This is a genomic window from Nocardioides convexus (assembly GCF_011090295.1).
Genome location: NZ_JAAMYA010000001.1, coordinates 881,244 through 893,155, shown reverse-complemented (window position 1 = coordinate 893,155; position 11,912 = coordinate 881,244). Strand labels below are relative to the sequence as shown.

The following is an 11,912-nucleotide window of genomic DNA, read 5'->3' as shown; positions in this document are numbered from 1 at the left end:
GAGCCCGGGCCTGCCGGCCCGCAATCGAATCGTTGCCACCAAAGCGTGGCGAACCACTTCCGTGTAACACTCCCGCGAGTAGGGTCGTCGGCAGGAGGTGTCGCCATGACCAGCATGGGAGAAGGCACGGGTAGCCACCGCTCTGCGAGTCGCGAGGAGCCTCGAGGAGCAGGTCCGCTACCTCGAGGACGAGGTCCACGACCTGCGCCGCCGGGTGGTCGAGACGCCGGGCGGCGGGAGCCGCTCGCTCGAGATGCGCCTGGCCGACGCACAACGCTCGCTCGCCGCGGTGACCGCGCAGAACGAGCGGCTCGCGACCACTCTGCGCGACGCGCGCGACCAGATCATGAAGGCTCAAGGAGGAGGTCGACCGGCTGGCCCAGCCGCCGGCCGGCTTCGGGACCTTCCTGGCCCGCAACGAGGACGACTCCGTCGACGTGTTCACCGGCGGCCGCAAAGCTGCGCGTCACGGTCAGCCCGGCGGTCGACCTCGACAGCCTGCGCCGCGGCCAGGAGGTCATGCTCAACGAGGCGCTCAACGTGGTCGCCGCCTTCGACTACGAGACGGTCGGCGAGGTCGTCATGCTCAAGGAGGTGCTGGCCGACGGCGAGCGCGTCCTGGTGATCGCGAACGCCGACGAGGAGCGGGTGGTCAAGGCTCGCCGAGCCGCTGCTGACCGAGACCTTGCGCGCCGGCGACTCGCTGCTGCTCGACGCGCGCGCGGGCTACGTCTACGAGAAGGTGCCGAAGTCCGAGGTCGAGGAGCCTGGTCCTCGAGGAGGTCCCGGACATCACCTACGAGACCATCGGCGGTCTGGGCAACCAGATCGAGATGATCCAGGACGCCGTCGAGTCTGCCGTACCTCTACCCGGAGTCTGTTCGCCGAGCACGAGCTCAAGCCGCCCAAGGGCATCCTGCTCTACGGCCCTCCGGGCTGCGGCAAGACGCTGATCGCCAAGGCCGTGGCCAACTCGCTGGCCAAGAAGGTCGCCGCCAAGACGGGTGCTGAGGGCAAGTCGTACTTCCTCAACATCAAGGGCCCCGAGTCTGCTCAACAAGTACGTCGGCGAGACCGAGCGGCACATCCGCCTGGTGTTCCAGCGTGCCCGGGAGAAGGCCTCGCAGGGCACCCCGGTCATCGTGTTCTTCGACGAGATGGACTCCCTCTTCCGCACCCGCGGCTCGGGCGTCTCCTCCGACGTCGAGAACACGATCGTGCCGCAGCCTGCTCAGCGAGATCGACGGCGTGGAGACGCTGGAGAACGTGCTGGTGATCGGTGCCTCCAACCGCGAGGACATGATCGACCCAGCCATCCTGCGCCCGGGCCGGCTCGACGTGAAGATCAAGATCGAGCGCCCGGACGCGGAGTCGGCACGCGACATCTTCAGCAAGTACCTCACCTCCTCGCTCCCGCTGCACACCGAGGACGTCGCCGAGTTCGGTGGCGACAAGCAGGCCGCGGTCGCCGGGATGATCCAGGCGACGGTGGAGCGGATGTACACCGAGACCGAGGAGAACCGCTTCCTCGAGGTGACCTACGCCAACGGTGACAAGGAGGTCCTGTACTTCAAGGACTTCAACTCCGGCGCGATGATCCAGAACATCGTCGACCGGGCGAAGAAGATGGCCATCAAGGACTTCCTCGACCACGACCAGAAGGGGCTGCGGGTCTCGCACCTCCTGCAGGCGTGCGTCGACGAGTTCAAGGAGAACGAGGACCTGCCCAACACCACCAACCCCGACGACTGGGCGCGGATCTCGGGCAAGAAGGGCGAGCGGATCGTGTTCATCCGCACGCTCATCACCGGCAAGCAGGGCACCGAGCCGGGCCGGTCCATCGACACGGTCAGCGACACGGGCCAGTACCTCTGACAGTTCCTTGGCGCCACCTGACAGGGTGGAGCCCGCAACGTTCCCACTCTCCGGAGGAGTCCTCATGATCAAGAAGCTCGTCATCGTCGCCCTCGTCGCGCTCGGCGTCACCGCCGCCGTCAAGGTCGCCAAGGGTCGCTGACCCGCCGCACGTGACGAGCCCCGCGCCCGGGTCGGGTGCGGGGCTCGTCTGCGTCGGAGCCGGTCGCCGGGCTGGTCCCCGGGATCACTCCGCGCGCAGGTACCAGGCGCGCACCAGGTGGTACGCCCCGAAGCAGCCGAGGCCGGCCGCGACCACGACGATGAGCCACGGACCCAGCGGCTCGTCGCGGAAGCGCACGATCGCCTGGTCCAGCCCGCCGGACTCCGAGGGGTCGTGCTCGAGCGCGGCGCGCACGAGGAGCAGTGCGATCACGCCGAAGGCCAGACCGCGGCTGAGGTAGCCCGCCCGCGCGAGCACCTCGACGGCCCTGCCGACCTCGCCGGTGCGGCCCTCGGCGTCGATGTCCTTGCGCCAGCGGTCGGAGAGGCCGCGGTGGGCGCTGGCGACGGCGATCGCGAGCACCACCGCGCCTGCCAGCACGACGAGCACCGGGCCCGCCGGCATGGCGAGCAGACTTCCCGGTCCACCCGCCGCCGCCGGACCCGCTGGAGCCGGCGTCGCCGAGCGCGGTGCGCACCGCGAGCACCGACAGCCCGGCGAGCACCACCGCACGACCGGCGGAGCCCAGCCGGCTGAGGTGGCGTCGTACGCCGTCGTGGTCGCGGTGTCCGCCCACGGCCTGGCAGACCTGCCAGACCACGAGGGCGGCGAGGCCGGCGGCGGCGAGCCAGAGCGCGATCGCGCCGAGCGGCTTCTGGGCGATCTCGGCGAAGGCGCCCTTGCCGGAGGCCGAACCCTCGGCGTGGCCGAGCGCGAGCCTGCGCGGCCAGCCACCCGATGAGCAGGTAGACCACGCCGTAGGCGACGAAGCCGGCGCGCGCCAGCGCGTCGAGGGCCGGGTGGTCGCGGGCCTCGCGTGCCGCGCGCTCGGCGGCTTGACCGGGGGCGCTCATGGTTCCTCCTGGCTGTGCACTACCCCGGAGCGTACGGCGCATCCCGGCCGCGCGGTCCGCGTAGGCTGGGTGGCATGAGCGTGCGGCGCGTGATGGGCACCGAGGTGGAGTACGGCATCTCGGTGCAGGGCCAGCCCACGGCGAACCCGATGGTGGCCTCCTCGCAGGTCGTCAACGCCTACGCCACCGCCACCGTGCGAGCCCGTCGCGCCCGCTGGGACTTCGAGGAGGAGTCGCCGCTGCGCGACGCCCGCGGCTTCGACATGTCCCGCCAGGTGGCCGACCCGACCCAGTCTCACCGACGAGGACCTGGGCCCGGCCAACGTGATCCTCACCAACGGCGCGCGGCTCTACGTCGACCACGCGCACCCGGAGTACTCCACCCCCGAGGTCGTCACCCCGCTGGACATCGTGCGCTGGGACAAGGCGGGGGAGCAGGTCATGCTCGACGCCGCGCGGCTCGCGCAGAACCTGCCCGGCAACCCGCAGATCGTGCTCTACAAGAACAACACCGACAACAAGGGTGCGTCGTACGGCGCCCACGAGAACTACCTGATGCGGCGCTCCACGCCGTTCGGCGACATCGTGCGGCACCTCACCCCGTTCTTCGTCAGCCGCCAGGTGATCTGCGGCGCCGGCCGGGTCGGCACCGGTCAGGACGGGCGCGGCCAGGGCTTCCAGATCAGCCAGCGCGCGGACTTCTTCGAGGTCGAGGTCGGTCTCGAGACCACGCTCAAGCGGCCGATCATCAACACCCGCGACGAGCCGCACGCCGATCCGGAGAAGTACCGGCGGCTGCACGTGATCATCGGCGACGCGAACCTGAGCGAGATCGCGACCTACCTCAAGGTCGGGACGACCTCGCTGGTGCTGGCGATGATCGAGGACAAGTTCATCGACCGCGAGTCTCGCGGTCGACGTACCGGTCGCGTCGTTGCGGGCGGTGTCCCACGACCCGACGCTGCGGCACGAGGTGACCCTGGCCGACGGGCGGCACCTGACGGGTGTCCAGTGCGCAGCTGGAGTACCTCGACCTGGCCAGGAAGTACGTCGAGGACCGCTACGGCGCCGACGCGGACCCCCAGACCCTCGACGTTCTGGCCCGCTGGGAGGACGTCCTCGACCGGCTGGAGACCGACCCGATGTCGCTGGCCGACCAGGCTCGACTGGGTGGCCAGGCTCAGGCTCCTGGAGCAGTACCGCCAGCGTGACGGCCTGGCCTGGGACGACGCGAAGCCAGGCTCATCGACTACCAGTACTCCGACATCCGGCCCGAGAAGGGCCTGTACCACCGCCTGGTGCAGGCCGGGCGGATCCAGCGGCTGCTCACCGACGACGAGGTCGAGGCGGCGATGACGAACCCGCCGGAGGAGACCCGGGCCTACTTCCGCGGCCGCTGCCTGGAGAAGTACTCCGGCGACATCGCCGCGGCGTCGTGGGACTCGGTGATCTTCGACCTGCCCGGGCGCGACTCCCTCCAGCGCGTCCCCACGATCGATCCGCTGCGCGGGACCCGCGCGCACGTGGGCGGGCTGATCGACTCCTGCGCGAGCGCCGAGGAGGCTGGTCCGCGCGCTGAGCAGGTGACCCCTGCCGAGAACCCTCGTCCGCACAGCCAGCGAGTGGATAGGGTTGCAGCATGGCCCAGGAGCAGAAGCAGCCGCGCAAGGCGGAGGAGACCGAGGAGACGACCGACGTCGCCGCCGAGTCCGACGTCGCCGAGCGCAAGGAGTCGCTCGACGAGGACGTGGACGCGATCCTCGACGAGATCGACGACGTCCTCGAGTCCAACGCCGAGGACTTCGTGAAGTCGTTCATCCAAAAGGGTGGCGAGTGAGCGACGCACGCATCCCGGCCGCCTTCCTGCGCCCGGGCACCTCCTCGTTCAGCGACTTCGTCGCCGAGAACGCTCCCGACCTGCTGCCCGCGCGCCGCTCGCTGCCCGCCGGCAGCGCCGCCGGTTCGCGCCGCACGGCACGACGATCGTCGCCGCCACCTTCCCCGGCGGTGTCGTGATGGCCGGTGACCGACGCGCCACGATGGGCAACGTCATCGCGCAGCGCGACATCGAGAAGGTCTTCCCCGCCGACGAGTACTCCGTGGTCGGCATCGCCGGCACCGCCGGTCTCGCCGTCGAGATGGTCCGGCTGTTCCAGGTCGAGCTCGAGCACTACGAGAAGATCGAGGGCACGATCCTCTCCCTCGACGGCAAGGCCAACCGGCTCTCCGCGTTGATCCGCGCCAACCTCGGGATGGCGATGCAGGGCCTCGCCGTCGTCCCGATGTTCGCGGGCTACGACCTCGCCAGCGGTGCCGGGCGGATCTTCGGCTACGACGTGACGGGCGGACGCCACGAGGAGGCATCCTTCTTCTCGGTCGGCTCCGGCTCGCTGTTCGCCCGCGGTGCGCTCAAGAAGGCTCTACCGCGACGACCTGAGCCCCGACGACGCCGTGCGGGTGTGCCTGCAGGCGCTCTACGACGCCGCGGACGACGACTCCGCCACCGGCGGCCCCGACCTGACCCGCCGGATCTTCCCGGTGGTCTGGGTGATCACCGCCGACGGCGCCGTGCGCCAGTCCGAGGAGAGGCTCGGCGCACTCGCCGACGAGCCTGGTCGCCGCGCGCTTCGTGCGGCCCGACGGCCCGGTGGCCCCGCTGCCCGGCGGTGGAGAGGAAGTCTCATGAGCACCCCGTTCTACGTCTCGCCCGAGCAGGCTGATGAAGGACCGGGCGGACTTCGCGCGCAAGGGCATCGCCCGCGGGCGCTCGCTCGCCGCGGTGCAGTACGCCGACGGCGTGCTGCTGGTGACCGAGAACCCCTCCCAGGCGCTGCACAAGGTCTCCGGGCTCTACGACCGGCTCGCCTTCGCCGCGGTCGGGCGCTACAACGAGTTCGAGAACCTCCGCATCGCCGGCGTCCGGCTCGCCGACATGCGCGGCTACGCCTACGACCGGCGCGACGTCACCGGTCGCGGCCTGGCCAACGCCTACGCGCAGACCCTCGGCACGATCTTCTCCTCCGGCGGCGAGAAGCCCTACGAGGTGGAGATCTTCGTGGCCGAGATCGGCGAGACCGCGGCCGACGACCAGATCTACCGGCTCACCTACGAGGGGCGCGTCGCCGACGAGCACGGCTTCGCGGTGATGGGCGGGGACGCAGAGACCGTCACGTCGTACCTGCGGGAGAACCACGTCGACGGCGCCGACCTCGCCTCCGCGCTGCGGGTCGCGGTCGGGGCGCTCGGCCACACCTCCGACGGCGGGCAGGTCCAGGACCGGGTGATCCCGGTCGAGGACCTCGAGGTCGCGGTGCTCGACCGCACCCGGGTGCAGCCGCGGAAGTTCCGGCGGATCCTTCCGGCGCGGCTCGCCGAGTTTGCTCGGTGAGCGCGGTCCGGCCGAGGCGGCGCCCCAGGTGCACTCCTCGGAGACTCCCGGCGAGGCCGGCTCCGGCGAGCCCCCCGGTGGCGCCTCCGCTCTGAGGCGGCCTGCGCTCAGATCCGCTCGATGATCGTCCCGGTCGCCATGGCGCCTCCGGCGCACATGGAGATCAGGGCGGTGGAGGCGTCGCGGCGCTCCAGGCTCGTGCAGGGCGGTCGTGATCAGGCGGACGCCGGTGGCGCCCACGGGGTGACCGAGGGCGATGGCGCCGCCGTTGACGTTGACCTTGTCGAGATCGACGCCGTGCACCCCCGCCCAGGACAGCACGACGGAGGCGAACGCCTCGTTGACCTCGAAGATGTCGAAGTCGCCGATCGCCATCCCGGTGCGGTCGAGGAGACGCTGGGTGGCGTCGATCGGTCCGTCCAGGTGGTAGTACGGGTCCGAGCCGACCAGGCACTGGGAGATGATCCGGGCGCGCGGGGTCAGGCCCAGCGAGCGCGCACGGTCCTCGTCCATGACCAGCAGCGCCGCGGCGCCGTCGGAGATCTGCGAGGAGGTGCCGGCGGTGTGCAGCCCGTCCTCCAGGACCGGCTTGAGCCCCGCGAGGCCGTCCGCGGTCGTGGCGCGCAGGCCCTGGTCGGCGTCGACGACGCGGGTCTCGCCGGTCGGCTCGCCGGACTCGGACAGGACCGGTGCGGAGATCGGCGCGATCTCGCGCTTGAACCGCCCCTCCGACACCGCGACGGCCGCCTTCTCCTGCGAGGCCAGGCCGAGCGCCTCCAGGTCGGCACGGGACAGGCCGCGGTTGCGGGCGATCCGGTCGGCGGCCTCGAACTGGTTGGGCATGTCGATCGACCAGTCGGCGGGCCGCGGGTCGCCCATCCCGGGCGGGACGTTGGCACCCAGCGGGATGCGGGACATCATCTCCACGCCGCAGGCGATGCCGACCTCGATCGTTCCGGCGGCGACCATGTCGTTGACGAGGTGGGTGGCCTGCTGGCCCGAGCCGCACTGGGCGTCGAGAGCGGTGCCCGCGGTGGCCTGCGGGAGGCCGGCGTAGAGCCACGCGCGTCGTACGGCGTCGTTGGACTGCTCGCCCGCCTGGCTGACGATGCCCCCGACGACCTGCTCGACGAGCGCCGGGTCGACCCCGGCCCGGCGGAGCACCTCGGCCTGCACGAAGCCGAGCGTCTGCGCCGGGTGCAGCCCGGCCAGCCAGCCCTTGCGCTTGCCCAGGGGAGTGCGGACGGCCTCGACGATCACAGGGTTGCCCATGGCGGCACGATAGCACCGAACTAGAACGTGTTCTCGTTCGTCGAGAAACGCTGAACGAAACCCTTTCGTAATCCCGCGATGCTTTGTACGGTGGCTCTAGAACGTGTTCCACCCCGTAGCCAGCGAAAGGTTCGTCGCGTGACCGAGTCTCCTCATTCCCGAGGGATGGGATCCCACCGATCCCGACATCAACGAAGTCGCGCTGCCGCACGACGAGTTCCGTGCCCTGCGGACCAACGAGCCGATCCGGTGGATCGAGCAGGTCCCCGAGGCCCGCGCGGGCTTCCTGGACACCGGCTACTGGGCGCTGACCCGGCACGCCGAGGTGCGCCAGGTCTCGAAGGACAACGAGAACTGGTCCGCCATGGAGAACGGCGTGATCATCCGCTTCGCGCCCGACATGACCCGTGATCAGGTCGAGGTCCAGCGTGCGATGCTGATCCACCACGACCCGCCGGACCACACCAAGATGCGCGGCATCGTGTCCCGCGGGTTCACCCCGCGGGTGATCGCGGCCCTCAAGACGGTCCTGGAGGATCGCGCCCGCGAGATCGTGGCGGGGGCGGTCGCCAAGGGCAGCGGCGACTTCGTCGAGGACATCGCGGCCGAGCCTGCCGCTGCAGGCGATCGCGGACTTCCTCGGCGTACCGCAGGAGGACCGCAAGAAGTTCGTTCGAGTGGTCCAACCAGATGATGGGCTACGACGACCCCGACATCGGCGCCGACCCGGCCGTGGCGTCGATGGAGATCCTCGTCTACTTCGACAACCTCGCCAACGAGCGGCGCGCCAACCCGCAGGACGACATCGTCACCAAGCCTGATCAGTGTCGGCCTCGACGACGACCACGGCGCGCTGACGAACGACGAGTTCGGCTTCTTCGTCATCCTGCTGACCGTCGCGGGCAACGAGACCACCCGCAACGCGACCAGCCACGGCATGCACGCCTTCTTCGAGCACCCCGACCAGTGGGAGCCTGTGGAAGAAGGAGCGGCCCGAGACGGCCGTCGACGAGATCGTCCGCTGGGCGACGCCGGTGACGGTCTTCCAGCGCACCGCCAAGCAGGACACGGAGCCTGGCCGGCCAGGCGATCAAGAAGGGCGACCGGGTCGCCATGTTCTACGCCTCGGCGAACTTCGACGAGACCGTCTTCGAGGACCCGTTCCGCTTCGACATCACCCGCGAGAACAACCCGCACGTCGCCTTCGGCGGCCACGGCGCCCACTACTGCCTCGGCGCCAACCTCGCGCGGCTGCAGATCAACCTGATCTTCAACGCGATCGCCGACCTCGCCCCCGACATCGAGCCTGGTGGGCAAGCCGCGCCGGCTCCGCTCGGGGTGGCTGAACGCGATCAAGGAGATGCAGGTCAAGTACGCCTGAGCCTTCAGCGCAGGTTCAGGGCGGCTCCGCGACAATGGGGCCGCCCTGAGCCTTATTTCCGGAGGTTCCATGCGCGTCCTGGTCGTCGACGACGAGCGCCGTCTGGCCCGCTCGCTGAGGCTCGGTCTGGAGGCTGAGGGCTTCGCTGTCGACGTCGCCCACGACGGCACCGACGGGCTGTGGCTGGCCCGGGAGAACGACTACGCCGCGATCGTGCTCGACCTCATGCTCCCCGGCATCAACGGCTACCAGGTCTGCGCGACGCTGCGCGCGGAGGAGATCTGGACGCCGATCCTGATGCTCACCGCCAAGGACGGCGAGTGGGACCAGGTCGAGGGGCTCGACACCGGCGCCGACGACTACCTCACCAAGCCGTTCTCCTTCCCCGTGCTCGTCGCGCGGCTGCGCGCGGTCGCGCGGCGCGGCGCGCGGGAGCGACCGACCGCGCTGGAGTCTGGGGGACCTGGTCATCGACACCGCCGCTCACCGGGTGCGACGCGGAGGGGACGAGATCCCGTTGACCGCGCGCGAGTTCTCCGTCCTGGCCTTCCTGGCCCGGCACCGGGGCGACGTCGTCTCCAAGCGACAGATCCTCGACGCGGTCTGGGACGGCGACTTCGAGGGCGACCCCAACATCGTGGAGGTCTACGTGCGCCACCTGCGCAACAAGGTGGACCGGCCCTACGGCCGCGCGGCGATCGAGACCGTACGCGGCGCGGGCTACCGGCTCGCGAGCGACGGAGGCTGACGTGCGACGTACCTCCATCCGGGTGCGGACCACCCTCGCCGCCGTCGCCGTCGTCGCGGTGGCCCTGCTCGTGGGTGCCGCGGCCCTGGTGCTCGCCGTGCGTGGCTCGCTGCGGGACGGCGCGGAGACCACCGCCGAGCACCGCGCCGACGCGCTCGTCGCGCAGGTCGACGCGGGCCAGGTGCCGGTCGTGGACGACGAGGCGGACGACGAGGCGGACGACGAGGCGGACGACGAGGCGGACGAGGACCCCGGGGACGTCGTGTGGCAGGTGACCGGTCCGGACGGAGAGCCTGCTCGCGGCGTCGGCCTCGCTCCGGGGCCCGCTGGCGGAGGACGGGACCGTCGAGCCTGCCCGGCGCGGACCACCCCTATGTCGTCGTCACCGAGGACTCCGAGGACGGTCACGTCGTCGCGGTCGCGGTCTCCCTGGAAGACGTCGAGGAGACCACCGCCGCGCTGGCCGCGCCGCTGCTGCTCGGCCTGCCCGTGCTGCTGCTCGTCGTCGCGGGGACCACCTGGCTCGTCGTCGGCCGCGCGCTGCGCCCCGTCGAGCGGATCCGCCGCGAGGTCGAGGAGATCACCGGTGCCCGCCTGGGGCGGCGGGTGTCCGAGCCCGCCACCCGGGACGAGGTGGGCCGGCTGGCCCGCACGATGAACGCCATGCTCGCCCGGCTGCAGGACTCCCGCGACCGGCAGGAGCAGTTCGTCGCCGATGCCTCGCACGAGCCTGCGCTCGCCGCTGGCCAGCATCCGGCAGGCCGCGGAGGTCTCCCAGGCGCATCCGGCGGCGCTGCCGGACGGCGAGCCTCGCCGAGACCGTGCTGGAGGAGGCGGTGCGGGTGCAGGTGCTCGTCGAGCAGCCTGCTCGTGCTCACCCGCGCCGGCGAGGGACGGGACCGCGCCCCGCGCGCCGAGGTCGACCTCGACGACCTCGCCCTGACCGCCGTACGACGGGTGGTGCGCCCCGGCCTCGACATGGACACCACCGCCGTGGGCGCCGCCCGGCTGCACGGCGACCCGGTGGCGCTCGGCCAGGTGGTGCGCAACCTGGTCGACAACGGCGCCCGGCACGCGCGCACCCGGCTCGCGGTCGCGGTGGCGCAGGAGCCCGGGAGCGTGCTGCTCAGCGTCGAGGACGACGGGCCGGGCATCGCACCCGCCGACCGCACCCGGGTCTTCGAGCGCTTCGTGCGCCTCGACGAGGCCCGGGCACGCGACGCCGGAGGAAGCGGCCTCGGGCTGGCGATCGTGCGCGAGGTGGTGAACGGTCACGGCGGGTCCGTCGCGGTGGAGGACGGGGTGCTCGGGGGCGCCCGGTTCGTCGTGAGGCTGCCCGGCTGAACGCGCCTTCAGGAAGGTTCAGGGAGCCTTCAGCGACCCCTCGGCAGGCTGAGGTCATCAGCCCCGATCGAGAGGAAGATCCCATGAGCACCACCCTTCTCCGCCGCAAGCGCGTCGTCCTTCCTGCCCTGGCCACCGTTGCCGCGCTGGCCGTCGGCGGCACGGTCTGGGCCGCCTCCGCCGACGACGTCTCCGGTGACGAGCGGGACCGGGTGGCGGCGGCCGCGACGAAGGCGGCCGGCGGGGGTGAGGCTGTCGAGGTCGAGAGGAGCGACGACCGGGGGGAGGCCTACGAGGTGGAGGTCCGCACCGACGGCCGCGAGGTCGAGGTCACCCTGGACGAGGACCTGAAGCCGGTGGCCGAGGACCGCGACGACGACCGGGGCGACGGGCCGGACGCCGACGACCGGGTGCTGACCGACGCGGAGCGCGCGGCCGCCGGGCGGGCCGCGCTGGCCGCGGTCGGCGGCGGCACCGTGCTCGACGTCGACCCGAGCGACGACCCGGGCGCGGCGTACGAGGCCGAGGTGCGCGACGCGCGGGGCGTCGAGTGGGACCTCGACCTGGACGCGTCCTTCGCCGTCGTCGCCCAGCACGCCGACCGCTGAGCGCAACGCTCGCGAGGGCGCCGGGTGCAGTAGCGTTCGTGCTGCAAGCAGGCCGACAGGAGGGCGCCATGAGCGACGTCAACACCGAGCAGTTCCAGGGTTTCTCGGAGAACCACTACCAGCACGGGATGCACACGCTGGCGTGGATCTCGCTGTGGACGATCATCGTCCTCGGCGTCGGTGCCGGCGTCTTCGGCTTCCTGTGGGGCGTCACCCACTGAGCGAAGCCCCCACGCCGCG

At 71.4% G+C, this 11,912-nt stretch carries 15 protein-coding genes and 8 pseudogenes; 21 read left to right on the top strand and 2 right to left on the bottom strand.

Features of this window, described 5'->3' with window-relative positions; translation table 11 throughout:
• The first annotated feature begins 105 nt into the window (after positions 1-105).
• The 4 genes and pseudogenes from G5V59_RS06590 (at position 106) to G5V59_RS06580 (ending at position 1,875) form a co-directional block, all read left to right on the top strand.
• Positions 106-837 (top strand): hypothetical protein, encoded by a 732-nt coding sequence (locus G5V59_RS06590; RefSeq protein WP_278255949.1) that lies wholly within the window; start codon positions 106-108, stop codon positions 835-837.
• A pseudogene (locus G5V59_RS36000) lies at positions 743-1,005 on the top strand (AAA family ATPase); the annotation flags it as partial. The gene G5V59_RS06590 and the pseudogene G5V59_RS36000, both read left to right, overlap by 95 nt.
• Positions 1,005-1,166, top strand: a pseudogene (locus tag G5V59_RS35995) (AAA family ATPase); the annotation flags it as partial. The pseudogenes G5V59_RS36000 and G5V59_RS35995, both read left to right, overlap by 1 nt.
• A gap of 82 nt (positions 1,167-1,248) precedes the next feature.
• Positions 1,249-1,875, top strand: coding sequence for an AAA family ATPase (locus tag G5V59_RS06580; protein ID WP_278255948.1), 627 nt, complete (start codon positions 1,249-1,251; stop codon positions 1,873-1,875).
• A 226-nt stretch (positions 1,876-2,101) separates the two neighbouring features.
• Here the strand turns inward: G5V59_RS06580 and G5V59_RS06575 are convergent, their stop codons facing one another.
• Positions 2,102-2,482: a DUF1206 domain-containing protein gene (locus G5V59_RS06575; protein WP_278255947.1), complete on the bottom strand. Its 381-nt coding sequence runs from the start codon at positions 2,480-2,482 to the stop codon at positions 2,102-2,104.
• Between G5V59_RS06575 and G5V59_RS06570 the strand changes: the two genes are divergently transcribed.
• The 7 genes and pseudogenes from G5V59_RS06570 (at position 2,481) to prcA (ending at position 6,319) form a co-directional block, all read left to right on the top strand.
• Positions 2,481-2,819: a hypothetical protein gene (locus tag G5V59_RS06570; RefSeq protein WP_278255946.1), complete on the top strand. Its 339-nt coding sequence runs from the start codon at positions 2,481-2,483 to the stop codon at positions 2,817-2,819. The two genes, G5V59_RS06575 and G5V59_RS06570, sit on opposite strands and share 2 nt — an antisense overlap.
• A gap of 186 nt (positions 2,820-3,005) precedes the next feature.
• Positions 3,006-3,215, top strand: a pseudogene (locus G5V59_RS06565) (proteasome accessory factor PafA2 family protein); the annotation flags it as partial.
• A gap of 40 nt (positions 3,216-3,255) precedes the next feature.
• A pseudogene (locus G5V59_RS06560) lies at positions 3,256-3,765 on the top strand (proteasome accessory factor PafA2 family protein); the annotation flags it as partial.
• Between the two features lie 170 nt (positions 3,766-3,935).
• Positions 3,936-4,319, top strand: a pseudogene (locus G5V59_RS06555) (proteasome accessory factor PafA2 family protein); the annotation flags it as partial.
• 251 nt (positions 4,320-4,570) lie between these two features.
• Positions 4,571-4,768, top strand: coding sequence for a ubiquitin-like protein Pup (locus tag G5V59_RS06550; RefSeq protein ID WP_278255945.1), 198 nt, complete (start codon positions 4,571-4,573; stop codon positions 4,766-4,768).
• Positions 4,765-5,617: pseudogene (gene prcB / locus G5V59_RS06545) on the top strand (proteasome subunit beta). Before G5V59_RS06550 ends, prcB begins: the two are co-directional and overlap by 4 nt.
• Before the next feature lie 33 nt (positions 5,618-5,650).
• Positions 5,651-6,319 carry a proteasome subunit alpha gene (prcA, locus tag G5V59_RS06540; RefSeq protein WP_278255944.1) on the top strand — a complete coding sequence of 223 codons (669 nt, stop codon included), beginning with the start codon at positions 5,651-5,653 and terminating at the stop codon, positions 6,317-6,319.
• A 255-nt stretch (positions 6,320-6,574) separates the two neighbouring features.
• Here prcA and G5V59_RS06535 read toward each other — a convergent pair.
• Positions 6,575-7,591: pseudogene (locus G5V59_RS06535) on the bottom strand (steroid 3-ketoacyl-CoA thiolase); the annotation flags it as partial.
• Between the two features lie 165 nt (positions 7,592-7,756).
• Here G5V59_RS06535 and G5V59_RS06530 point away from each other — a divergent pair.
• The 10 genes and pseudogenes from G5V59_RS06530 (at position 7,757) to G5V59_RS06490 (ending at position 11,893) form a co-directional block, all read left to right on the top strand.
• Entirely contained in the window at positions 7,757-8,002 is a 246-nt protein-coding gene (locus tag G5V59_RS06530) for a hypothetical protein (protein WP_278255943.1), read from the top strand.
• Positions 7,956-8,285, top strand: a complete 330-nt coding sequence (locus G5V59_RS06525) for a hypothetical protein (protein WP_278255942.1) — start codon at positions 7,956-7,958, stop codon at positions 8,283-8,285. The genes G5V59_RS06530 and G5V59_RS06525 overlap by 47 nt, the downstream gene beginning before the upstream one ends.
• Positions 8,282-8,629: a hypothetical protein gene (locus G5V59_RS06520; protein WP_278255941.1), complete on the top strand. Its 348-nt coding sequence runs from the start codon at positions 8,282-8,284 to the stop codon at positions 8,627-8,629. The genes G5V59_RS06525 and G5V59_RS06520 overlap by 4 nt, the downstream gene beginning before the upstream one ends.
• 75 nt (positions 8,630-8,704) lie before the next feature.
• Positions 8,705-9,109, top strand: coding sequence for a cytochrome P450 (locus G5V59_RS06515; RefSeq protein WP_278255940.1), 405 nt, complete (start codon positions 8,705-8,707; stop codon positions 9,107-9,109).
• A pseudogene (locus tag G5V59_RS35990) lies at positions 9,042-9,317 on the top strand (response regulator); the annotation flags it as partial. The gene G5V59_RS06515 and the pseudogene G5V59_RS35990, both read left to right, overlap by 68 nt.
• A gap of 172 nt (positions 9,318-9,489) precedes the next feature.
• A complete protein-coding gene (locus tag G5V59_RS35985) occupies positions 9,490-9,720 on the top strand; it encodes a winged helix-turn-helix domain-containing protein (RefSeq protein WP_341350876.1) in 231 nt (76 codons plus the stop codon).
• 1 nt (position 9,721) lies between these two features.
• Entirely contained in the window at positions 9,722-10,378 is a 657-nt protein-coding gene (locus tag G5V59_RS06505; protein ID WP_278255939.1) for a hypothetical protein, read from the top strand.
• A complete protein-coding gene (locus G5V59_RS06500) occupies positions 10,261-11,064 on the top strand; it encodes an ATP-binding protein (protein ID WP_278259680.1) in 804 nt (267 codons plus the stop codon). Before G5V59_RS06505 ends, G5V59_RS06500 begins: the two co-directional genes overlap by 118 nt.
• A gap of 83 nt (positions 11,065-11,147) precedes the next feature.
• Complete coding sequence (locus G5V59_RS06495) at positions 11,148-11,672, top strand: PepSY domain-containing protein (protein ID WP_278255938.1); 525 nt, start codon at positions 11,148-11,150, stop codon at positions 11,670-11,672.
• Between the two features lie 68 nt (positions 11,673-11,740).
• Complete coding sequence (locus G5V59_RS06490; RefSeq protein WP_278255937.1) at positions 11,741-11,893, top strand: hypothetical protein; 153 nt, start codon at positions 11,741-11,743, stop codon at positions 11,891-11,893.
• The last annotated feature ends 19 nt before the right edge of the window (positions 11,894-11,912 follow it).